General features: G+C 53.1%; 21 protein-coding genes and 1 pseudogene. 6 read left to right on the top strand and 16 right to left on the bottom strand.

Annotated features, from left to right (window positions below; genetic code table 11):
- Positions 1-42 precede the first annotated feature (42 nt).
- Positions 43-1,671 (bottom strand): GMC oxidoreductase, encoded by a 1,629-nt coding sequence (locus WG891_RS19430; protein WP_337264204.1) that lies wholly within the window; start codon positions 1,669-1,671, stop codon positions 43-45.
- A gap of 529 nt (positions 1,672-2,200) precedes the next feature.
- Here WG891_RS19430 and WG891_RS19425 point away from each other — a divergent pair.
- The gene (locus WG891_RS19425) at positions 2,201-2,461 is read left to right on the top strand and encodes a YfhL family 4Fe-4S dicluster ferredoxin (RefSeq protein WP_337264203.1); all 261 of its coding nucleotides are present in this window, start codon (positions 2,201-2,203) and stop codon (positions 2,459-2,461) included.
- A gap of 59 nt (positions 2,462-2,520) precedes the next feature.
- On the opposite strand, the gene acpS is transcribed toward WG891_RS19425, so the two are convergent.
- The 11 genes from acpS to rpoE form a co-directional block, all read right to left on the bottom strand.
- Positions 2,521-2,901 carry a holo-ACP synthase gene (gene acpS, locus WG891_RS19420; RefSeq protein WP_337264202.1) on the bottom strand — a complete coding sequence of 127 codons (381 nt, stop codon included), beginning with the start codon at positions 2,899-2,901 and terminating at the stop codon, positions 2,521-2,523.
- Positions 2,901-3,632, bottom strand: a complete 732-nt coding sequence (gene pdxJ, locus WG891_RS19415) for a pyridoxine 5'-phosphate synthase (protein WP_076942716.1) — start codon at positions 3,630-3,632, stop codon at positions 2,901-2,903. Before pdxJ ends, acpS begins: the two co-directional genes overlap by 1 nt.
- Before the next feature lie 74 nt (positions 3,633-3,706).
- Positions 3,707-4,438, bottom strand: coding sequence for a DNA repair protein RecO (recO, locus tag WG891_RS19410; RefSeq protein WP_337264201.1), 732 nt, complete (start codon positions 4,436-4,438; stop codon positions 3,707-3,709).
- A gap of 7 nt (positions 4,439-4,445) precedes the next feature.
- Positions 4,446-5,354: a GTPase Era gene (era, locus tag WG891_RS19405; protein ID WP_076942714.1), complete on the bottom strand. Its 909-nt coding sequence runs from the start codon at positions 5,352-5,354 to the stop codon at positions 4,446-4,448.
- Positions 5,351-6,031: a ribonuclease III gene (gene rnc / locus WG891_RS19400; protein WP_076942713.1), complete on the bottom strand. Its 681-nt coding sequence runs from the start codon at positions 6,029-6,031 to the stop codon at positions 5,351-5,353. Before rnc ends, era begins: the two co-directional genes overlap by 4 nt.
- Before the next feature lie 242 nt (positions 6,032-6,273).
- A complete protein-coding gene (gene lepB, locus WG891_RS19395; protein ID WP_337264200.1) occupies positions 6,274-7,251 on the bottom strand; it encodes a signal peptidase I in 978 nt (325 codons plus the stop codon).
- Between the two features lie 31 nt (positions 7,252-7,282).
- Positions 7,283-9,082 (bottom strand): translation elongation factor 4, encoded by a 1,800-nt coding sequence (gene lepA, locus WG891_RS19390; RefSeq protein ID WP_076942711.1) that lies wholly within the window; start codon positions 9,080-9,082, stop codon positions 7,283-7,285.
- A gap of 369 nt (positions 9,083-9,451) precedes the next feature.
- The gene (gene rseC / locus WG891_RS19385) at positions 9,452-9,928 is read right to left on the bottom strand and encodes a SoxR-reducing system protein RseC (RefSeq protein WP_337264199.1); all 477 of its coding nucleotides are present in this window, start codon (positions 9,926-9,928) and stop codon (positions 9,452-9,454) included.
- Positions 9,925-10,881, bottom strand: coding sequence for a sigma-E factor regulatory protein RseB (gene rseB / locus WG891_RS19380; protein WP_337264198.1), 957 nt, complete (start codon positions 10,879-10,881; stop codon positions 9,925-9,927). The genes rseC and rseB overlap by 4 nt, the downstream gene beginning before the upstream one ends.
- Complete coding sequence (rseA, locus tag WG891_RS19375) at positions 10,881-11,534, bottom strand: anti-sigma-E factor RseA (RefSeq protein ID WP_076942708.1); 654 nt, start codon at positions 11,532-11,534, stop codon at positions 10,881-10,883. The genes rseB and rseA overlap by 1 nt, the downstream gene beginning before the upstream one ends.
- Before the next feature lie 30 nt (positions 11,535-11,564).
- Positions 11,565-12,140 (bottom strand): RNA polymerase sigma factor RpoE, encoded by a 576-nt coding sequence (rpoE, locus tag WG891_RS19370; protein ID WP_337264197.1) that lies wholly within the window; start codon positions 12,138-12,140, stop codon positions 11,565-11,567.
- A 213-nt stretch (positions 12,141-12,353) separates the two neighbouring features.
- On the opposite strand from rpoE, the gene nadB reads away from it, so the two are divergent.
- Positions 12,354-13,955 (top strand): L-aspartate oxidase, encoded by a 1,602-nt coding sequence (gene nadB, locus WG891_RS19365; protein WP_337264196.1) that lies wholly within the window; start codon positions 12,354-12,356, stop codon positions 13,953-13,955.
- A 33-nt stretch (positions 13,956-13,988) separates the two neighbouring features.
- Here the strand turns inward: nadB and trmN are convergent, their stop codons facing one another.
- Complete coding sequence (trmN, locus tag WG891_RS19360; RefSeq protein WP_443006187.1) at positions 13,989-14,735, bottom strand: tRNA(1)(Val) (adenine(37)-N(6))-methyltransferase TrmN; 747 nt, start codon at positions 14,733-14,735, stop codon at positions 13,989-13,991.
- Between the two features lie 131 nt (positions 14,736-14,866).
- On the opposite strand from trmN, the gene srmB reads away from it, so the two are divergent.
- Entirely contained in the window at positions 14,867-16,177 is a 1,311-nt protein-coding gene (gene srmB / locus WG891_RS19355) for an ATP-dependent RNA helicase SrmB (RefSeq protein WP_076942705.1), read from the top strand.
- Between the two features lie 148 nt (positions 16,178-16,325).
- Here srmB and grcA read toward each other — a convergent pair whose 3' ends face one another.
- Positions 16,326-16,709, bottom strand: a complete 384-nt coding sequence (gene grcA, locus WG891_RS19350) for an autonomous glycyl radical cofactor GrcA (protein ID WP_076942704.1) — start codon at positions 16,707-16,709, stop codon at positions 16,326-16,328.
- A gap of 357 nt (positions 16,710-17,066) precedes the next feature.
- Between grcA and ung the strand changes: the two genes are divergently transcribed.
- The gene (gene ung, locus WG891_RS19345) at positions 17,067-17,750 is read left to right on the top strand and encodes a uracil-DNA glycosylase (protein WP_076942703.1); all 684 of its coding nucleotides are present in this window, start codon (positions 17,067-17,069) and stop codon (positions 17,748-17,750) included.
- 64 nt (positions 17,751-17,814) lie between these two features.
- Here ung and WG891_RS19340 read toward each other — a convergent pair.
- Together WG891_RS19340 and grpE are read right to left on the bottom strand one after the other, a co-directional pair.
- Positions 17,815-17,916: pseudogene (locus WG891_RS19340) on the bottom strand (DUF1127 domain-containing protein); the annotation flags it as partial.
- Between the two features lie 358 nt (positions 17,917-18,274).
- Positions 18,275-18,859 (bottom strand): nucleotide exchange factor GrpE, encoded by a 585-nt coding sequence (gene grpE, locus WG891_RS19335; RefSeq protein ID WP_337264194.1) that lies wholly within the window; start codon positions 18,857-18,859, stop codon positions 18,275-18,277.
- A gap of 124 nt (positions 18,860-18,983) precedes the next feature.
- Between grpE and nadK the strand changes: the two genes are divergently transcribed.
- Together nadK and recN are read left to right on the top strand one after the other, a co-directional pair.
- Positions 18,984-19,862 carry an NAD(+) kinase gene (gene nadK, locus WG891_RS19330; protein WP_076942701.1) on the top strand — a complete coding sequence of 293 codons (879 nt, stop codon included), beginning with the start codon at positions 18,984-18,986 and terminating at the stop codon, positions 19,860-19,862.
- A gap of 86 nt (positions 19,863-19,948) precedes the next feature.
- Entirely contained in the window at positions 19,949-21,610 is a 1,662-nt protein-coding gene (gene recN, locus WG891_RS19325; RefSeq protein WP_337264193.1) for a DNA repair protein RecN, read from the top strand.
- Positions 21,611-21,677 lie beyond the last annotated feature (67 nt).

The following is a 21,677-nucleotide window of genomic DNA, read 5'->3' as shown; positions in this document are numbered from 1 at the left end:
CGTTATTTAACGCAGCCCACGAATGGTAAGCTTAAAGGCGCATCAGCCCCCTGCAGCAATAATCCGTTCTATGTTGCGTTCCGCCAAAGCGGTAATGGTCAAGGATGGGTTAACAGAGCCGGTTGACCCAGGAATGGCTGCACCATCCATCACATACAAACCGTTATAGCCGATGACCCGCCCTTCATTGTCCAGCGCTTTATCCAGCACGGCTCCGCCCAGCGGGTGCGCCGTCCAGTTCATGCCGGCAACGTCCTCTTTAAATATCGGTACGCCAGGGACAACGCCGTTAGCATCACAGATCCGGTTATTCACATAACGGGCGGCTTCTACAATATCGGCGTTACCATTGGCTGCCCAACGCAGATTGACCTTGCCTTTGGCCTTATCGTAAACAAAATTCCCACGATTGGTTTCATCAAACGCCATACCCAGCGAACCAATAATGCCCAGGTTGACCGGAACGCCCGGCACGTACCAGTTTTCCAGCGTCACCGGCAGGCCGGCATTGCTGTCATGTATACGTGAAGCACTTGGCGAAGCTTGCTGTAACCCTTTAAGAGCAGAGAAACTGCGCGTCACGATGGTGTCGCCGTTCGTTCCCCAGCCTTGGCCCACCTCTTCGTTCAGGTTAGGGAGAGTGCCCTTGGCCTGGGCCTTGACCAGTAATTCCGTTGTACCAATAGAACCCGCCGCCAACACGAGGCGATCGCAAGAAAGCTCATAGCGATTCAGTAGGTTACCTTCAGGGGAAGAGAGCGTCACGCTGAGCAGATAACGACGGCCATCCCATGAGATATCAGAGACTTCATGCCCTGGATAAATCGTCGCCAACCCGGTCGCCTCTGCCTGCCGCAGGTAGTTCTGGTTTAAGTCGTACTTGGCACCGTTGCTGTTGCCGTGATTGCTGGCACCGGAGATGGCCGAAGGCAAACTGCGCCCGCTGAGTTCGGCTCTTATTACATCCCAATTAAAGATCGAGTCGATCGGTGAAGTGGCATAACCCGCTTTTCTTGACTGCTGATCCCAGACGCGCGAATGCCCAAAAGGCGAGCTGTTATAAATATCCAGCGGCATTGAATTGAGGTTCAACATTTTACGCACGAGAGGATAATATTTTTTATCCATTTCGTCGTAACTGACACCACCACCAAAAATTGCATCGAAATACTGACGTTCCGGCTGAATCATAACACCGGTAAAAATAACTGAACCGCCACCTACAGCGGCACCCCGCCATACCGTCATATTGGGATAGTCAGTGGCATCCATCACACCGGCAAATTTATCAAAATAAGCGGTATTGCCAGCGATCATCTTGGCACTGGTACGATGCCAAAACGCCCTGCCGTCAGGCAAAGTATCGTTGCTGAATGTGGTACGGAATGGCCCTGTGGGCCATTTGAAGCCTCTTTCCAGCACCGTCACTCTCTCGCCAGCCTGCGCGAAACGTAAAGCCGACACTGCTCCACCAAAACCTGAGCCGATAACAATCACGGGGGTATGAGCCGGAGGACGTTTGACGGTTTGGAAAATTTCAGGAACGTGAATTTTATATTTCAGCGTATTGATTGCCGATATTGTGGCGTGCGCTGACGTTGAATTTAACCCCGTGAGGCTCCCAGCCCCTATAGCGCCACAGCCCAGAAGAAATCGTCTACGAGATACCATATTAAATCTCCATTTATTTTAGTATTTGCCTTACATGGCTATTTCAGCCATCCCAGTTTCAACAGAAAGCATTAGAAAAAATTAATGGTAACATAAGTTTAAAGCCTAAAAAACAAACCAAATCATTTCTCAATTACGTAAACAATTCTCACCTAGTATTTTTCTTATTAAAATATAAGGAAATAAGAAAAACACCTATTTCAGATTAACAATAACCTCTCATTCATAAATTTAATGAATAAGGCAACCTGAATATCTCTGATACTGAACAATCAGGAGGGGAATACGACCGATTGGGATCTAACGCCTTACCGCAGCAACGCGGATATATCGGCAAGGCCCGTTGGCCCGCGCAGCACCAATTCTTATCAACGTGATTCTGTGGTACAGTGCGCGGCGTTGAAATTGTTTCCCAGCAAACCTGGTTGGCTCGTAGGAAGACTCAGCGAAACGTGGCGGTGTTTGGGCAAACAAGTACGCTAAGCATTTAACTGGTTGAAATCAAAAGATAGAAAGGTAAATTACTGCAATGGCCCTATTGATTACCAAACGCTGTATCAATTGCGATATGTGCGAGCCGGAATGCCCGAATCAGGCGATTTCGATGGGGGAGGAAATTTACCAGATCGATGCCACTCGCTGCACCGAATGCGTTGGGCATTATGATACACCAACCTGCCAGCAGGTTTGCCCGATCGACAACACCATCATTACCGATCCGCAGCATGTCGAAAATCAGGAACAACTGTGGGAAAAGTTTGTGCTGCTGCATCATGCCGATCGGCTGTGAATCTGGTAGCAATACGGGGCCCAGGCACAATAAGCAGAGCCCCGCACTGACTGCATCCATCACCCCTCAATAATCACCGTGGCGCAGGCATAACGCCGCTCGTCCGCCAGAGAAACGTGGATCGCGGTAACCCCCATTTTCTGCGCCAACTCAGCGGCACCTTCATGCAGGCGAATATTCGGCTTGCCCAAACCGTCGTTACACACTTCGAACTGATTGAAGGCCAAGCCGTTGCGGATGCCGGTGCCAAAGGCTTTGGCGGCAGCTTCTTTCACCGCAAAGCGTTTGGCAAGAAAGCGTATCGGCTGCTGATGCTGCTGATACGCTTCCCATTCCGCCAGGCTCAACACGCGGCGCGCCAAACGATCGCCACTGCGTTCCACCACCGCTTCGATGCGCGCTATCTCAACGATGTCGGTACCTAAGCCAAGGATCGCCATCAGCGACGCGCTTCACGCATCAACAGTTTCATCTCCGCCACCGCCGCCGGTAAACCGCTCATCACCGCCTGGCCAATGATCGCGTGGCCAATATTCAGCTCGTGCATTTCTGGCATAGCCGCAATTGGTTGGACGTTGTGGTAAGTCAGGCCATGACCGGCGTTGACCTTCAGCCCTTTACGCGCGGCGTAGGTTGCTGCCTGCGCGATGCGTTTCAGCTCAGCCTGAACGGCCAGTTCACCTTGTGCCTCGGCATAAGCACCGGTGTGGATCTCAATATAAGGCGCGCCGACGGCAACGGCGGCGTCAATCTGGCGGTGATCGGCGTCAATAAACAGCGACACCAGGATCCCGGCTTGGGATAGGCGTTCAACCGCCACGGTCATTTTGTCCAGTTGCCCAGCCACGTCCAATCCACCTTCGGTGGTCACTTCCTGGCGTTTTTCCGGCACCAGGCAGCAAAAGTGCGGTTTCAGCTCGATGGCGATATCCAGCATTTCATCTGTCACCGCCATTTCCAGGTTCATGCGCGTTTGAATCGTCTGACGCAGAATGCGCACATCCCGATCGGTAATATGGCGGCGGTCTTCCCGCAGATGAACGGTAATACCGTCGGCACCGGCCTGCTCGGCAATAAACGCCGCCTGAACCGGATCCGGATATTGGGTTCCGCGCGCGTTACGTAACGTGGCAATATGATCGATATTAACGCCCAGCAGCAAATCAGCCATGACAATCCTCTCAATAACGATGTTCAGTAACAGCAGTTTACACGCCTGCGGAAAGCGGCAAAAGCAGAAAGAGATTAGGCTTCGTCGACGGGGGGATCGGGTTGTTTGCGCACGAACTGGCGGAACAGCTCACGGCTTTTCAGCGGTTTGCCGCCAAGGTAGGGTTTCAGCGCCATACGGGTAAAACGTTTGGCCGCGCGCAGCGTTTGGGCATCAGGGAACTGTCGCTCGGCCAATGCGCGCAGTTCACGGCCGGTAAAACTGTAGTGATCCACCACCAAACTGGCGATAAAGCCTTTTTCCTCACGATAGCGGTAGGTCATGCGATCATCCACCGGCTCACCGCTGCCCGCACAGTGCAAAAAATCCAGGCCGTAACCGAGATGGCCTAACAGGGCCAATTCAAATTGGCGTAGCGCATGTTCCGGCGAGCTGTCTTCTGCCGCCAATGCCTGCAGGCATTGCAGATAGTCGAAGAACAGCACCGAATAATTGCCCTCCTGCTCCAGCACGCGCGACAGCAATTCGTTCACGTACAGGCCGCTGTAAAGCATCATGCCACTGAGGGGTAAACCGAGAGAAACTGCTTCGGCGTTGCGCAGCGTTTTAACTTCGCCACGCCCGCCCCAGCGAACCAGCAGAGGGGTGAAGGGTTGCAAACACCCTTTCAGATTGGAGCGACGGCTGCGCGCGCCTTTTGCCAGCAAGCGCACCCGCCCATGACCTTCCGTGAACAGATCCAGCATCAGGCTGGTTTCACTGTACGGCCGCCCATGCAGGACGAAGGCGCGCTCCCAGCCATCCATCAGAGGGTTACTTCAAGTCGTCGACATAGCCCAAGCTACGCAACGCACGTTCGTCGTCTGCCCAGCCGGATTTCACTTTCACCCACAGTTCCAGATGCACTTTGGCTTCAAACATCTGTTCCATATCCTGACGGGCTTCAATGCCGATAGTTTTGATCTTCGAACCTTTGTTGCCGATGACCATTTTCTTCTGGCCTTCACGTTCCACCAGAATCAAGCCGTGAACATCGTAACCACCGCGATCGTTGGCCACAAACTGTTCAATTTCCACCGTCACCGAATAGGGCAGTTCTTCCCCCAGGAAACGCATCAGTTTTTCACGGATGATTTCCGACGCCATAAAGCGCTGAGAACGATCGGTAATATAGTCTTCCGGGAAGTGGTGTTCCGCTTCCGGCAACAGTTTGCGCACAATACCGGCGATCGCGTCCAGATTCGTCCCCTTTTCCGCGGAGATCGGCACCACATCAAGGAAATTCATCTGCTGGCTGAGGAACGATATGTGCGGTAGCAGCTTGGATTTGTCGGTAACGTTATCGACCTTGTTGATCGCCAACAGCACCGGGCACTTCAGGCTACGCAGTTTGTTCACCACCATCTCATCATCGGCGGTCCAGTGAGTTCCTTCCACCACGAAGATCACCAACTCTACGTCGCCGATTGAACTGCTGGCTGCGCGGTTCATCAAACGGTTGATGGCGCGTTTTTCTTCGATGTGCAGCCCTGGGGTATCCACATAGATAGCCTGATAAGGCCCTTCGGTATGGATCCCCATAATGCGGTGACGGGTAGTCTGTGGTTTACGCGAGGTGATGGAGACTTTTTGCCCCAACAGTTGGTTCAGCAACGTGGATTTGCCCACGTTAGGACGACCTACGATCGCGATAAAACCACAGTATTGTTTTTCTTCGCTCATTCAAGCTCCAGCTTTTTCATCGCTTGTTCCGCTGCTGCCTGTTCGGCTTTACGGCGGCTTGAGCCTGTGCCCACCACGGGCGCGCTCAAACCACTCACTTGGCAGTGGATGGTAAACTCCTGATCGTGCGCTTCACCGCGAACCTGCACCACCAGATAAGAAGGCAACGGCAGATGACGGCCCTGTAAAAACTCCTGCAAGCGGGTTTTCGGGTCTTTCTGCTTATCACCGGGGCTGATTTCTTCTAACCGGCTGCGATACCAGTCCAAAATCAGGCGTTCGACGGTCTGAATATCGCTATCCAGGAACACGCCGCCAATCAATGCTTCCACCGTATCTGCCAGGATCGATTCGCGGCGGAATCCACCACTTTTCAACTCTCCCGGCCCAAGGCGCAGGCATTCACCCAGATCGAACTCGCGCGCCATCTCCGCCAGCGTATTCCCCCGCACCAGCGTGGCACGCATGCGGCTCATGTCGCCTTCGTCTACGCGAGGAAAACGGTGATAAAGCGCATTGGCGATGACAAAACTCAGAATAGAGTCACCCAGAAACTCAAGACGTTCATTATGTTTACTGCTGGCGCTACGGTGAGTTAACGCTTGCAGTAAGAGCTCCTGCTGTTGAAAAGTATAGCCCAGCTTCCGCTGCAGCCTGTTTATTACGATGGGGTTCATGAGTTACCAATAGATCAAGAATGCGTCAAAAACTTGCAGCATACGGAACAGGCCTGCTTCGCCTAAAGCCAATCCAAAGCTGTTTCGTTTGCAGTGGCTCCCAACAGGGAGCCAACTTTTTATCGCTCGAGAAGGTATTCTACAACGAGTGGAAATATAATGCTGCGTTTATATATGCCCAATGGATTTCAAACTGCAGCTAACAGCGCTGCAGTTAAAAGACACCGGGTTAAAAACGCCTATTAATGAATTCCACCAATGCGACTCAATCTTACGCCGGTTGGCCATTCACCTTCTTGCTTTTCAAAACTCATCCAGATGGCCGTGGCTTTGCCCACCAGATTTCTTTCCGGCACAAAACCCCAATAACGGCTGTCAGCGCTATTATCACGGTTGTCGCCCATCATGAAATAATGCCCGGCAGGAACCACCCACTCCGCTAATTGCTGGCCTGGTTGCTGGTAATAGCCCCCAATCTGATCCTGCGCACCAGGCACGGTCAGAATACGGTGTGTGACATCACCCAAGGTTTCCTTACGCTCACTCAAACGAATACCGCCCGGTGGCACGTTGTCGGTCAACGGGATCTGGAAGAAACCATTGCTGGCTTCACCCATGCCGCTGCGGCTGAACATTTGCACGAAATCACTTGGCTGCGCGTCGCTGTAGGTCACCGCCAATGCGCTATCGCATGATTGGCCGTTATTACAAGATGGCTGCACCGTGACGCGTTTATTGACCGGATCATAGGTCACACGATCGCCCGGCAGGCCGATAACGCGTTTGATATAGTCCAATTTCGTGTCTCGGGGATATTTAAATACGGCAATATCGCCGCGTTTAGGTTGCCCGGTAGGAATTAACGTCGTCTGGGTGATCGGATCCTTAATACCGTAGGCAAACTTTTCCACCAGAATAAAATCGCCAATCAGCAGCGTCGGCATCATTGAACCGGAAGGGATCTGAAAAGGCTCGTAAATAAACGAGCGCACCACAAACACCAGCAACAATACCGGGAAAACCGAAGCACCGGTTTCAACCCAACTTGGTTGCTTCGCCGCCTGCGCCAGCACGTTTTCGTCAATTTCGCCCGTAGCCTGTGCATTGATCGCCGCAATTTTCGCCCGGCGTGCAGGCGCCCATTTAAAGCGCTCAAAGCACCAGATGATCCCAGTCACCAGCGTCGCAATTGCCAGAATCAAGGCAAACATATTCGCCATGCAAACTTCCTCGTTAAACGAGCTTTCGCTCTTACTTGCTGTCTTTGCCTACGTGCAGGATGGCCAGGAAGGCTTCCTGTGGCAACTCAACGTTCCCCACCTGCTTCATGCGTTTTTTACCGTCTTTCTGTTTCTGTAACAGCTTCTTCTTACGGCTCACGTCACCGCCGTAACACTTCGCCAGAACGTTTTTACGCAGCTGTTTCACGGTGGAACGCGCAATAATGTGAGTACCGATCGCGGCCTGGATCGCAATATCGAATTGCTGGCGTGGGATCAGCTCTTTCATCTTTTCTACCAACTCACGGCCACGATATTGCGAATTATCACGGTGAGTGATCAACGCTAACGCATCCACACGTTCGTTGTTGATCAGCACATCGACACGCACCATGTCAGAGGTTTGGAAACGCTTGAAGTTATAATCGAGCGACGCGTAACCGCGCGAGGTCGACTTCAGGCGATCGAAGAAATCAAGCACCACTTCTGCCATCGGAATTTCGTAGGTCAGTGCCACCTGGTTACCGTGATAGACCATGTTGGTTTGCACGCCACGTTTCTCAATGCACAGCGTAATCACGTTGCCCAGATATTCTTGCGGCATCAGCATATGACATTCGGCAATCGGCTCACGCAGCTCGGCAATATTGTTCAGCGGCGGCAGCTTGGAAGGGCTATCGACGTAAATAGTTTCTTTGCTGGTGGTTTCCACTTCATATACAACCGTTGGCGCGGTAGTGATCAGCTCCAGATCGTATTCACGCTCCAAGCGTTCCTGAATGATCTCCATGTGCAGCAAGCCAAGGAAACCACAGCGGAAACCGAAGCCCAATGCCGTAGAGCTTTCTGGCTCGTAGAACAGGGAAGCATCGTTCAGGCTCAGTTTACCCAGCGCATCGCGGAAGGCTTCATAATCGTCGGAACTGATCGGGAACAGGCCCGCGTAGACCTGTGGCTTCACTTTCTTGAAGCCTGGCAGCATTTTTTCTGCCGGCTGGCGAGCCAGAGTCAGGGTATCCCCTACCGGCGCACCAAGGATGTCTTTGATGGCGCAAACCAGCCAACCCACTTCGCCACAGTTCAGCACGTCGCGATCGACGCGTTTCGGGGTAAAAATCCCCAGGCGATCGGCGTTATAAGTTTGGCCGGTGCTCATTACTTTGACTTTGTCGCCCTTACGCAGCGTCCCGTTTTTAACGCGAATCAGGGAAACCACGCCCAGGTAGTTATCAAACCAGGAGTCAATAATCAGCGCCTGCAGTGGCGCTTCCGGATCGCCCTCTGGCGGTGGGATATCACGCACCAAGCGCTCCAGAACGTCTGGCACACCCACGCCGGTTTTCGCCGAACAGCGCACCGCATCGGTCGCATCAATGCCAACAATATCTTCGATTTCCTGCGCTGCACGATCGGGATCGGCGGCAGGCAAGTCGATCTTGTTCAACACCGGCACAACTTCCAGATCCATGTCCAGGGCGGTATAGCAGTTGGCCAGCGTCTGAGCCTCTACGCCCTGCCCGGCATCAACTACCAGCAATGCGCCTTCACAGGCGGCCAGCGAACGGGAAACTTCATAAGAGAAGTCAACGTGCCCTGGGGTGTCGATAAAGTTAAGCTGGTAAGTTTGACCATCCGTCGCTTTGTAATCGAGCGTTACGCTTTGTGCTTTGATGGTAATACCACGCTCACGCTCCAGATCCATTGAATCCAGAACCTGCGCCGCCATTTCACGCTCGGTCAAGCCGCCACAGATTTGAATAATACGGTCTGACAGCGTCGACTTACCGTGGTCAATATGGGCAATAATGGAGAAATTTCGTATATGCTTCATTATAAAAGTTTTTCTGCCTTGGTATTTCTGAATTACTCGCCTATGGAAACCCGCATGGACATAAAGCGACAGTGAATGGGTTAGGCCGTCTTTCGCCTGAATCGCAGCATTCTACATGCCACACCACTGAAAACCTAGCGATCGGTGCAGTGAAGGCATTCTATTTATGCTCATTTTAGTGTTACAGAGCGGCGCAAGTTTTGAAAGACGATGCTCACAAATAACCGTCGTGGCAAGTACCCTAACTTCAGGGGAAACGAGCAGCTCTCAATAGCGTATTTTTTGCTGTTTAGCGCAGACAGTTTATTGCACTGGTGAACAAGATGATTTATCACCGCATAGAAGCCTAGCAACGACGCGGTGACCATTTTAGTGCGGGGTTTCATTTTCTGTTTGCAAACGCAACGCGCCTGGGGGCAAACCGATTTGCAGTACCACAGGTTGATAATCAGCCTGTTCACCGAGGTGTGTTGCCAGCAAGCGGGCCACCAGAAAAGCGGCACCGCCGCCGATCACAGCCCCAAACAGCGCGGCGGCGTCACTGCCCTGCCACCATTGCAACAAACCACCACCAAGCATAACGCCAAACAATGGCGTCATATAAACCAGCATTGCCGAGCGCAACAAACTGCCTTCAGCAATGCCAACTTCAACACGTTGCCCAGGCTCAAGCGGCTGCTCAATCTGCACCTGCAAATGATGTTCACTCTCCGGCACCAGTTCATTCAGTGCTCGCGCACCACAGCCGGAACGGGCCGTGCAACTGCCACAACCCGCTTTAGGTTCGCAGCGTAACAAAGCAACCCCTTGCTGCCACGAAACGACCGTAGCCCATTCTTTCATCATGGCGGTGATACCTTGAAAGAAATACTGTCAGCAATCCGCTTGGCCGTCGACGGAGGTAATTCGCCAACTACGGTAATTTCATTGCCATTGCGGATTTCGGTCTGAATGGTGCGGCGGCCTTGGCGGTAAAACTGCTGGCTGGCGCTGCTGCCAGATGGCGTTACGTTCACCGAAAAACTGAATAGACCATCGCTGTACAGACGCGACTCAACGGGTTCATCCACATTAGGCAACTTGCGGCGATTGCGAGCCACTTCGTTGACCCCAGCCGGTAACCAGCCCGTGCTCCAGCTCAGTTGAATATTCTCTGCAGCAGGTAACGACAGCAACGGCGGCAGATTCGCCTTAAGCAAGCCTTGCATGACGTTCTTCACCTGCTCTCCCACCACGAACGAGATCACGCGATACTGTTCTAACGTTTCACCATCGCGATCGAGCAGATCCACCCGCAGCGGCAGCTTGGTCTCTGCATCCATCCACACAACGTAGCTATAGCGGGAGCCATCGCGCGCAACAACGCGGAACACCTCGCTTGGACGATCGGCAATACGGGTTTGCCCAACGGAAATGAAGTCGTAGTATTTCGCCAGATAATTGAAATCGGCATACACGATGGAAGGTAACACATCAACGATGTGATCGCCGGATAGGGTAAAAGGCTCAAGGCCGGGTTCGAAGTAGCTTATCCCGCCGCCACGCTGCAGCACTTCGCGGCGCGGGCCATCCATATGCAGCAATTGCCCTAAAGGCTGTTTATCGATCACAGCATGGCGGTAGCGTAACGACTCTATCCCCTGCTTAGTGATGCTGATATAGGCGAGTTCATAATTGAGTGAACGGCTGGCACTGCTCATTTGTTGCAATAACGCCCCAGACTCAGATTGAGCTGGGGCGATATTTGAAAAGAGCAGGCTGCCCGTCAATAGACAAACGGATAACCAGATTTGCTTCATTACTGCTGTTGCATTCCTAAAGACTGAGTTCCAGGGACCTGAACAGCGGCCTGTTGCGGAGTGCTCTGTTCAAGTTGCAGTTGATCAGAATGCAAACGGCGTTGCAGTTCATAATCCTGCAGCATGGCATTAATACGCTTACGCTGTTCCTGTACCTGTTGCTGCTGGCCGCTGCCAGTTGAGAAGCTATCCGCCGGCACGCCCAGGCTAACCGGTGAAGCCTGCCCCATGATAGGCAAGGTGTTGAATACCGGGGTCTCAGACGCCCCAGATTGGACATCTGGCTGGTTATAATGCTGCACACCCACAATCACCGCCAGAGACACACAGGCAGCCACACCCACTTGCGTGAGTTGGCTGGCCCAAGGGCGAATCTTGCCCCAGAAAGGCATTCTTCCCCATGTATGGGGCTGTGGCTGGGATTCGGGAACGGCTGAAGGAACCAGACGTACGGGTTCTTTCTCCAGCGCTGCGGCAACACGATCTGCGATATCGAGATGCATGACTTGGCCGATATCACCCCGTAATGTGTCACGGATCAGGTGATAGCTCTGCCAGCTTTGTTGAAGCGCCTTATCTTTGCACAATGAACTCAGCAGCTCACTGTCCAGCGTTTCTCCGTCCATCAGAGCGGAAAGCTTTTCTTTCTGCATACCTAAGTACCCTTCCTGTGTCCGCCATCGCTAACGTTGGATCAGCGGTTGAACTTTATTATCGATAGCCTCCCTGGCGCGGAAAATACGCGAGCGTACTGTTCCCACCGGACAGTCCATGATAGCTGCTATCTCTTCGTAGCTTAGACCATCCAACTCCCTCAAGGTAATCGCCATGCGAAGATCTTCAGGAAGTGACTCAATAGTACGGAAAACTATCTGTCTCAACTCTTCTGACAACATTAAGTTCTCAGGGTTCGAAATTTCTTTCAGTGCACCCGCACTTTCGTAATTTTCAGCATCGTTAGCATCCACATCGCTTGAGGGTGGACGCCGCCCCTGAGCAACCAGGTAATTTTTTGCCGTGTTCACGGCAATTCGATACAACCAGGTATAAAAGGCGCTATCACCGCGGAATGATTCCAGTGCGCGATAGGCTTTAATAAACGACTCCTGCACCACATCAGGGACATCACCCTGGGGTACATAGCGAGAGACCAGGCTCGCAACCTTATGCTGGTAACGAACTACCAGTAGGTTAAAAGACTGCTGATCGCCCTTTTGGACCCGCTCAACCAGAACCTGATCCGTTAACTGCTCGCTCATCCGAGGTAAATTCTCCCCAAATCCGTCTCCACGCGTAAAATTGTACTGCCAGCCATACATTATTTTCCTGAGCAAGCACTCGCTTGGAGTTCATATAGAACACGAAGTTCCATACCGCCATTGTTTTTCTGTTGATATCAACCTACCCGTGGCTTTTGCCCGGATAAGTAGGCTAACATGAATTTCACTCTTCTTCTGCACACATCATACGTTATGCAACCATCTTCTGAACATGTTAGCGATGTACTGATCGTCGGCAGCGGTGCTGCGGGCTTGTCACTGGCGTTGCGCCTGGCGCAACATTGCAAGGTTACCGTACTCAGCAAGGGCCCACTCAATGAAGGGGCGACCTTTTATGCCCAAGGCGGGATCGCCGCGGTGTTTGACGAAACGGACAGTATTGCCTCGCACGTTGATGACACGCTGATTGCCGGAGCAGGCCTGTGTGATAAAGACGCCGTCGAATTTATCGCCGGAAACGCACGCCATTGCGTGCAGTGGCTGATCGATCAAGGCGTTCTGTTCGACACCGAAACCAATTCCCAGGGTGAAGCACGTTATCATCTGACGCGCGAGGGCGGGCATAGCCACCGCCGTATCCTGCACGCCGCCGATGCTACCGGTAAAGAAGTAGAGACCACCCTGGTAGGGAAAGCAAGTTCTCACCCTAATATTTGTGTCATGGAACGCCACAATGCGGTTGATCTGATCACCTCCAATAAAATCGGTTTGCCGGGCACCAAACGCGTAGTGGGCGCTTACGTCTGGAACCGTGAACAGGAGCAGGTGGAGACTTACCGCGCCAAAGCGGTGGTGCTGGCCACCGGCGGTGCTGCGAAAGTCTATCAGTACACTACCAACCCGGATATCTCCTCCGGTGACGGCATTGCCATGGCCTGGCGCGCCGGCTGCCGGGTCGCCAATCTGGAATTCAACCAGTTCCACCCAACCTGCCTGTTCCATCCGCAGGCCCGCAACTTCCTGCTGACTGAAGCACTGCGCGGTGAAGGGGCTTATCTGAAACGCCCGGACGGCAGCCGCTTTATGCCGGACTTCGATCCGCGAGGCGAACTGGCTCCGCGCGATATCGTGGCTCGCGCCATTGATCATGAGATGAAGCGCCTGGGTGCAGACTGCATGTATCTGGACATCAGCCATAAGCCAGCCGAATTTATCACCCAGCATTTCCCGATGATCCATGAAAAACTGCTGACGCTGGGTTTTGATCTGACCAAACAGCCGATCCCGATTGTGCCAGCTGCCCACTACACCTGCGGCGGCGTGATGGTCGATCAGCATGGCCGTACCGATCTGGATGGCCTGTACGCCATTGGCGAAGTCAGCTATACCGGCCTGCACGGCGCTAACCGCATGGCGTCTAACTCACTGCTGGAGTGCCTGGTTTATGGTTGGTCCGCTGCCGAAGATATTCTGACGCGCCTGCCCGCCATTACGTTGGCCAAACAGCTACCAGCGTGGGATGAAAGCCGAGTCGACGATTCCGACGAACGTGTGGTGATCCAGCATAACTGGCATGAATTGCGGCTGTTTATGTGGGATTACGTCGGTATTGTACGCACCACCAAACGCCTGGAGCGCGCCCTGCGTCGTATCAATACGCTGCAGCAGGAGATCAATGAGTACTATGCCAACTTCCGCATCTCCAACAATCTGTTGGAGTTACGCAATCTGGTACAGGTAGCGGAGCTGATTGTGCGCAGCGCGATGGCGCGCAAAGAAAGCCGTGGGCTGCATTTTACGTTGGATTATCCCGAGCAACTGCCGCAACCCAAGCCCACCATCCTGCAACCTTGAGCATCTTTCCCCTCTTGTGCTGAGAGGGGAATGTTAATAGTTCAGGTAAAAATCCGTAATCAACCGGCAGAAATCAGCGGTATAGCGGCCATCATCCTGTTTTATCGCCAACTCAGTTTCCTCTTTTATCGCTGTGTGACGAGTCAGTGCCAGCAACATACGGTGCTGCGGCGTGTCGGCCCGATCGCTAATATTCAGCCGCCGAGCGGTATGCCAGCCACGTTGGTGGGCATTCACTTCAAATGCTTCGCCGATACCATGAGGTAACACCACGCAGAAATGGCCGTTCTCACCAAGCAAACGCTCGGCACAATCCAGCAGAGCATCGTGAGTCAGGGTTTCGGTATAGCGAGCGTGGGTTCGGGCCAGATCGCGGCAGGCGACGGACGGCTCAAAATACGGCGGATTACTGACGATCAGGTCATAGCAATGGGTATGCCGCAGGGCAAAATGGTGGATATCCTGGCTATGCACGTTAATCTTTTGCGGCCAGGGCGACTCCAGCACGTTTTCACCGGCCTGAGCGGCAGCGTCACTATCCAGCTCAACCGCATCAATGGTGACCTCTGCGGCCGATCGCTGTGCCAGCATCAGGGCGATCAGCCCACTGCCACAGCCGATATCCAGGATCCGCCGTGCCTGCCCCAGCGCCACCCAGGCACCGAGCAGCACGCCATCGGTGCCCACTTTCATCGCACAGCGATCGTGAGCAACAAAGAATTGTTTAAAGGTAAAACCACCGCGGCGCGGGGCCTGTTTGGTTGTCGTTTGATTACTCACAATAGCCACCTGGTGACAAAACTGGCGTAGCATAAGGCAATCTGATTGAGGGTAAAAGAGATGCTTTCCTTAAAAAGGGTGAACCCTGAGGCTAACCCGTCTATAATCGGCGCCCCAAGTAGAGGTAGACCATGACAGCAACCCAATTTTCCGAACTCGAACTCGATGAACGCCTGATCACCGCGCTGCGTGATAAAGGTTACGATCGCCCCACCGCCATTCAAGCCGAAGCGATCCCGCCGGCCATGGACGGGCGTGATGTCTTGGGTTCGGCTCCCACCGGCACCGGTAAAACCGCCGCATTTTTGCTGCCCGTTTTACAGCACCTGCTGGATTTCCCGCGTAAAAAATCCGGCCCGCCGCGCGTACTGATCCTCACCCCAACGCGTGAACTGGCAATGCAGGTTGCCGATCAGGCGCGTGAATTAGCTGCTCATACCTCGTTGGATATTGCCACCATCACCGGCGGCGTGGCCTATATGAACCACGCAGAAGTGTTCAGTGAGAACCAGGACATCGTGGTTGCGACCACTGGCCGCCTGCTGCAATACATCAAAGAAGAAAACTTTGATTGCCGTGCGGTTGAAACCCTGATCCTCGATGAAGCCGATCGCATGCTCGATATGGGCTTCGCGCAGGATATCGAAACCATTTCTGCCGAAACCCGCTGGCGCAACCAGACACTGCTGTTCTCTGCCACGCTGGAAGGCGATGCCATTCGCGAATTTGCCGAACGCATCCTGAAAGAGCCGGTGGAAGTGGAAGCCGACCCATCGCGCCGCGAACGCAAAAAAATCCTGCAATGGTATTACCGTGCCGATGACGTCAAGCATAAAACCGCTCTGCTGGTGCATCTGCTCAAGCAGCCGGAAGTGCAGAAATCCGTCATCTTCGTGCGCAAACGCGAGCGCGTGCATGAACTGGCCGCCTGGCTGCGCGAAGCGGGTATCAACACCTGTTATCTCGAAGGTGAAATGGTGCAAGCCAAGCGTAACGAAGCGGTCAAACGTATGATGGATGGCCGGGTGAACGTGCTGGTTGCCACCGACGTTGCCGCGCGTGGCCTGGATATCCTGGATATCACCCACGTGTTCAACTTCGATATGCCGCGCACCGCCGATACCTATCTGCACCGTATCGGCCGCACTGGCCGCGCCGGGCGCAAAGGCACCGCGATCTCGCTGGTGGAAGCACACGATCATCTGCTGCTGGGCAAAGTGGGCCGTTATCTGAATGAACCGCTGAAAGCCCGCGTGATTGATGAACTGCGCCCGACCACCAAAGCGCCAAACGAAAAGAGTAACGGTAAACCTTCGAAGAAGGTTCTGGCAAAACGCGCTGAAGATAAGCTGAAGAATAAAGAAAAGGCCAAGGTCAAAGTACGCCATCGCGACGCGAAAAACGTCGGTAAACGCCGTCAGCCCAAAGCCAAACCTGAGTAATAATATGATCTGAGTATCTGAAAACCGCCTTTTCTCTGAAGGCGGTTTTTTATGATCTCAGCCGCTGGAGATCTGCTCTCTCCCTTGCTTGCTGCGCTACAGGCATTAAAAAAGGGAGCCGCAGCTCCCTTTCGTCCTCAGCCTGAAATTACAGGCTTTCAGTAAAGGTACGAGCAATAACATCACGTTGCTGTTCTGGCGTCAGTGAGTTGAAACGCACCGCATAGCCAGAAACACGGATGGTCAGTTGCGGGTATTTTTCCGGGTTCTTGACCGCATCTTCCAGCGTTTCACGACGCAGCACGTTCACGTTCAGGTGCTGACCACCTTCCACACGCACGGTTGGCTGCATTTCCATCGGCACTTCACGATACTCGATCTGGCCCAGTTCGCTGACTGGAACGATCTGATCTTCAGAATAATCAGCCTTGGCGCACACGCAGCGGGCTTCTGATTTCTCTTCATCCAGCAGCCAGAAAGAGTTCACCAGTGCCTGATTGTTCGCTTTAGTGATTTGAATACCAGTAATCATTGTGTTGCCTCCGTAATAAGGGAGAAAAATTTCTACATTGTCGAAACCCATTGCGAGTTCCGGCTATTTGGTAAAACCAATGTTGTCTTATTGTTCTGTATACCAGCCTGACCGGGTGAGTTCTTTGATTTAAGTCAATTTTTACGGGGTGGGATAATTGGCGTTAAAGGCAAATTTATGTTTTATATCAATTTTACCTTTTTACGGCCTTAAAATTATTTTTGTAAATTTTAAAAAAATTTGTAATTTTTGGCCCACCCAACCTTCGGCGCCAATGCTAAAAGCAGGTTTCACTGTACGAAGGTAAACGGTAAGCTATGCACAGTGAATTACTAACGAAAACAAAGGAGAGCGTTTATGTCCACCTCCCTCACCTGGCATGACGTCATCGGCAAAGAAAAAGAGCAGCCCTATTTTCTTGAAACGCTCGCCTTTGTTGCCGCAGAGCGTCAGTCTGGTAAGACCATTTATCCGCCGCAGAAAGACGTGTTCAATGCCTTCAGGTTTACTGAACTGGCAGATGTCAAAGTGGTGATCCTCGGGCAAGACCCTTACCATGGCCCCAATCAGGCTCATGGCCTGTCGTTTTCCGTGCGCCCTGGCATCCCGGCACCGCCGTCGCTGGTGAATATGTATAAAGAACTGATGACCGATATCCCCGGTTTTGAGCGCCCTGACCACGGTTATCTGCAAAGCTGGGCCGAGCAAGGCGTGCTGCTGCTTAATACCGTATTAACCGTCGAGGCGGGCCGGGCGCACTCTCATGCCAATCTGGGCTGGGAAACCTTTACTGATAAGGTGATTGCCGCGCTGAATGAACACCGTGAGGGATTGGTGTTCCTGTTGTGGGGTTCGCATGCGCAGAAGAAAGGGAATTTTATCGATCGCCAGCGCCATCACGTGCTGAAAGCCCCTCATCCATCACCGCTTTCTGCACATCGTGGTTTTCTCGGCTGCCGCCATTTCTCACAGGCCAACCAGTTGCTTGAACAGCAAGGCTCAGCCCCTATCGACTGGACTCCACGCTTGCCGCAGGAATAAAACTACGTTGCCTATGCCCCTGGCTGGGGCATAGGGAGATCCATGAGCGTCACCACGGCCTAGGTTATCTCCGCTCTTCCCGCTCCACATCAGTGCGCCTGAGCCCGATGTCCCGCAGTTGCGCATCGCTTATTGCCGCCAGAACGTTCCTTGCCGCATGCCTATTCCACCAAGCCCGCTAGCGCAATAACTGCCAAGCACCTTATCTTCTGATTCTGGCAGCACCGAGCCGTTCACTGGGCTCTTCCAATAAGTTATCCATTTCTCCCTTCCCTTCCCTTCCCTTCCCTTCCCTTCGTTTCTCTCACTGCCCATCAGTGTGCCGCTCGGCCCAAAAGGAATACAGATGTAGAGTTTCAATTTTTAAAGCATACAGATAGGAAAAATAGGAAGCTGTATCACAAATAAAGGTGACATCTGTAATGGATTAGCCAAGAAGAGGAAAAAACTTGTAATGAGGTAGGGAAATTGTTGCCGCTAAACAACAAAGGCACCTTGCGGTGCCCTCACTTATCGCCAAAAACTTACGCCTTGGCTTTAGCCACCGCGACCATTGCCGGGCGCAGCAGGCGGCCATTCAGCGTATAGCCTTTCTGCATCACCATCATCACATGGTTCGGTTGATGTTCGTCGGACTCCATCATGCTCATCGCCTGATGCACGTCTGGGTTGAACGGCACATTGGTATCGCCCACCACTTCAATGCCGTACTTGCGTACCGCGTCCAGCAGTGACTTCAGCGTCAGTTCGATACCTTCGATCATCGCAGCCAAATCTGGGTTGTTCTTGTCTGCCAGCTCCAGCGCACGCTCAAGGTTATCGATCACCGGCAGCAGATCGCCTGCAAATTTCTCTAACGCGAATTTGTGTGCTTTTTCAATGTCCAGTTCGGTGCGGCGACGGACGTTTTCCATCTCAGCCTTGGCACGTAACAGGCTGTCACGCTCACGTTGCTGGGCTCCTGCCAGTTGGGCTTCCAGCTCAGTAATGCGTTCGTCGCGCAGATCGACACCTTCCATCATCTCCGGCAGGGTTTCCTCGTGCTGGGCTTGCTGTTCCATCTCTTCCGAGACTTGCTCGTTTGGCGTCTTCTGTTCTTTACTACTCATGGATATCTCCGCGTTTTAGCATTAATCTCGCAACTTGGCTTATTATGGGGATCAAAACCGGGGTTTCAAGTCAGCCGGTCACAATGTGGGGCATAATCCGGCCCCGGTGAGGAAAATCACAACAATGAATAAAAAATTTACCTGTATTGGCATTGTTGGCCACCCGCGTCACCCTTCTGCTTTGGCAACACATGAGATGTTGTTTCACTGGCTGGTCGCCCGTGGCTATTCGGTAATCCTTGAGCGCCAGATCGCCCACGATCTCGGGCTGAAAGACGTGATTACCGGCAGCCTGGCAGATATTGGCCAGCAGGCCGATCTGGCGGTGGTGGTGGGTGGCGATGGCAACATGCTGGGGGCGGCGCGTGTACTGGCGCGTTACGATATCAAGGTGATCGGGGTTAACCGCGGCAATCTGGGCTTCCTGACCGATCTCGATCCTGATAACGCACTGCAGCAACTGGCCGACGTGCTGGAAGGCGAGTATATCGACGAACAGCGGTTCCTGCTGGAAACCATCGTGCATAAAGAGCACCAGCAATGCCGTGTCAGCACCGCGATTAACGAGGTGGTGCTGCACCCGGGCAAAGTGGCGCATATGATCGAGTTTGAAGTGTATATCGATGACCGCTTTGCGTTTTCCCAGCGTTCCGACGGCCTGATCATCGCCACGCCAACCGGCTCTACCGCCTATTCACTTTCCGCCGGTGGGCCAATACTCACGCCTTCTCTGGAAGCCATTGCGCTGGTTCCGATGTTCCCGCACACGCTTTCTGCCCGGCCATTGGTCATCAATGGCAGCAGCACCATCCGGCTGAAGTTTTCCCAGACCGGGCGCGATCTGGAAATCAGTTGCGACAGCCAGATCGCCCTGCCCATACAGGAGGGTGAAGAGGTGCTGATTCGCCGTAGTGACTTCCATCTGAATCTTATTCATCCAAAGGATTACAGCTATTTCAATACATTGAGCACCAAGTTGGGGTGGTCAAAAAAATTGTTCTAAAAATAGCGCCAGCTACTTTACTGTATATAAAACCAGTTTATACTGTATGAAATAACAGTTGTGTTTTTATACACAGGAAGGTCCCTATGCTGGCACAATTAACCATCAGCAATTTTGCTATCGTTCGTGAGTTGGAGATCGACTTTCAACCGGGTATGACGGCGATTACCGGTGAAACCGGTGCCGGTAAGTCGATCGCCATCGATGCGCTTGGCCTGTGTCTCGGCAATCGTGCCGACGGCAAAGTGGTGCGTTTGGGGGCCACCCGTGCCGATATCTGCGCGCGCTTTTCTCTGGCAGATACCCCCTCCGCCCGCGAATGGCTGGAGCAGAATCAGCTTGATGACAGTAACGAATGCCTGCTGCGCCGCGTGATTGGTGCCGATGGCCGTTCACGCGGTTTTATCAACGGCACTGCCGTCCCGCTTTCGCAATTGCGCGAACTGGGCCAACGGCTGATCCAGATCCACGGCCAACATGCACACCAGTTGCTGTTAAAGCCCGAACACCAGAAACAGCTGCTGGATGCCTATGCCAGCGAACCTGCGTTGCAAACGGCCATGCGTCAGGCTTACCACCAGTGGCACCAAAGCTGCCGCGAACTGGCACATCATCAGCAGCAATCCCTCGAACGTGATGCCCGCAAACAACTGCTGCAATATCAACTGAAAGAGCTGAATGAATTTGCCCCGCAGGCGGGTGAATTCGAGCAGATCGATACCGAATACAAACGCCTGGCTAACAGCGGCCAGTTGCTGACGCTAAGCCAGCAGGCATTGCAGCTGCTGGCGGATGATGAAGAGCACAATATGCTCAGCCAGCTTTATAGCACCAAACATCTGTTGACCGAGTTGGCAAGTATGGACGAAAAGCTCAGCGGGCTGTTGGACATGCTCGAAGAAGCGTCGATCCAAATCAGCGAGGCCAGTGACGAACTGCGTCATTACACCGATCGCATGGATCTCGATCCCAACCGGCTGTATGAGCTGGAGCAACGCCTTTCCCGGCAAATCAGCCTGGCGCGCAAACACCATGTTTCGCCAGAAGAGCTCCCCAACCTGCATCAGCAGTTGCTCGATGAACAACAACTGCTCTCCCAGCAGGAAAGCGATCACCAACATCTCAGTGCAGCGGTTGCCCAGCATCACCAGCAAGCGCTGGCACTGGCTGAACAACTGCACCAAAAACGCCAACATTATGCCGCTGAGCTGACCACATTGATTACCGACAGCATGAATACGCTCTCAATGCCGCACGGTAAATTCCAGATTGATGTCCGCTTTGAGCCTGAGTATCTCAGTAGCGAAGGGGCAAGCCGCATCGAGTTTTACGTTTCCACCAACCCGGGGCAACCGTTGCAGCCGTTGGCCAAGGTGGCATCTGGCGGTGAACTTTCCCGTATCGCATTAGCAATTCAGGTGATCACCGCGCGTAAAATGGAAACCCCGGCCTTGATCTTTGATGAAGTTGATGTGGGGATCAGCGGCCCAACCGCTGCCATCGTTGGCCGCCTGCTGCGCCAATTGGGTGAATCAACACAGGTGATGTGCGTCACCCACCTGCCGCAGGTTGCCGGTTGTGGCCATCAGCATTTCTTTGTCAGCAAACAAACCGACGGCACAGAAACCGAAACCCAGATGTCCTCCTTGGACAAACGGGCTCGCTTGCAAGAGCTGGCGCGCCTTCTTGGTGGCAGTGAAGTCACTAAAAATACGCTGGCAAACGCAAAAGAATTGCTGGCTGCATAACTTTTTTACTTTCCTGAGGTCATATTGGAGCCCTGTAAAGGTTTCCAACTGCTGCAAGGTCTATTAT

Origin of the sequence: Serratia sp. MMO-28 (genome assembly GCF_037199905.1) — a bacterium.
GTDB lineage: Bacteria > Pseudomonadota > Gammaproteobacteria > Enterobacterales > Enterobacteriaceae > Chania > Chania oryzae.
The sequence above is the reverse complement of the archived record's forward strand: the minus strand, read 5'-3'. Positions and strand labels throughout refer to the sequence as shown.

What these genes read in the sequence shown, in the direction of transcription:
- grpE (WP_337264194.1), bottom strand. Translation starts at nt 18,859, where the DNA reads ATGAGTAGTAAAGAACAGAAGACGCCAAACGAGCAAGTCTCGGAAGAG.
- acpS (WP_337264202.1), bottom strand. Translation starts at nt 2,901, where the DNA reads ATGGCGATCCTTGGCTTAGGTACCGACATCGTTGAGATAGCGCGCATC.
- lepA (WP_076942711.1), bottom strand. Translation starts at nt 9,082, where the DNA reads ATGAAGCATATACGAAATTTCTCCATTATTGCCCATATTGACCACGGT.
- lepB (WP_337264200.1), bottom strand. Translation starts at nt 7,251, where the DNA reads ATGGCGAATATGTTTGCCTTGATTCTGGCAATTGCGACGCTGGTGACT.
- WG891_RS19425 (WP_337264203.1), top strand. Translation starts at nt 2,201, where the DNA reads ATGGCCCTATTGATTACCAAACGCTGTATCAATTGCGATATGTGCGAG.
- nadK (WP_076942701.1), top strand. Translation starts at nt 18,984, where the DNA reads ATGAATAAAAAATTTACCTGTATTGGCATTGTTGGCCACCCGCGTCAC.
- recO (WP_337264201.1), bottom strand. Translation starts at nt 4,438, where the DNA reads ATGGATGGCTGGGAGCGCGCCTTCGTCCTGCATGGGCGGCCGTACAGT.
- grcA (WP_076942704.1), bottom strand. Translation starts at nt 16,709, where the DNA reads ATGATTACTGGTATTCAAATCACTAAAGCGAACAATCAGGCACTGGTG.
- rpoE (WP_337264197.1), bottom strand. Translation starts at nt 12,140, where the DNA reads ATGAGCGAGCAGTTAACGGATCAGGTTCTGGTTGAGCGGGTCCAAAAG.
- nadB (WP_337264196.1), top strand. Translation starts at nt 12,354, where the DNA reads ATGCAACCATCTTCTGAACATGTTAGCGATGTACTGATCGTCGGCAGC.
- ung (WP_076942703.1), top strand. Translation starts at nt 17,067, where the DNA reads ATGTCCACCTCCCTCACCTGGCATGACGTCATCGGCAAAGAAAAAGAG.
- rseC (WP_337264199.1), bottom strand. Translation starts at nt 9,928, where the DNA reads ATGATGAAAGAATGGGCTACGGTCGTTTCGTGGCAGCAAGGGGTTGCT.
- rseB (WP_337264198.1), bottom strand. Translation starts at nt 10,881, where the DNA reads ATGAAGCAAATCTGGTTATCCGTTTGTCTATTGACGGGCAGCCTGCTC.
- pdxJ (WP_076942716.1), bottom strand. Translation starts at nt 3,632, where the DNA reads ATGGCTGATTTGCTGCTGGGCGTTAATATCGATCATATTGCCACGTTA.
- rseA (WP_076942708.1), bottom strand. Translation starts at nt 11,534, where the DNA reads ATGCAGAAAGAAAAGCTTTCCGCTCTGATGGACGGAGAAACGCTGGAC.
- srmB (WP_076942705.1), top strand. Translation starts at nt 14,867, where the DNA reads ATGACAGCAACCCAATTTTCCGAACTCGAACTCGATGAACGCCTGATC.
- era (WP_076942714.1), bottom strand. Translation starts at nt 5,354, where the DNA reads ATGAGCGAAGAAAAACAATACTGTGGTTTTATCGCGATCGTAGGTCGT.
- WG891_RS19430 (WP_337264204.1), bottom strand. Translation starts at nt 1,671, where the DNA reads ATGGTATCTCGTAGACGATTTCTTCTGGGCTGTGGCGCTATAGGGGCT.
- rnc (WP_076942713.1), bottom strand. Translation starts at nt 6,031, where the DNA reads ATGAACCCCATCGTAATAAACAGGCTGCAGCGGAAGCTGGGCTATACT.
- recN (WP_337264193.1), top strand. Translation starts at nt 19,949, where the DNA reads ATGCTGGCACAATTAACCATCAGCAATTTTGCTATCGTTCGTGAGTTG.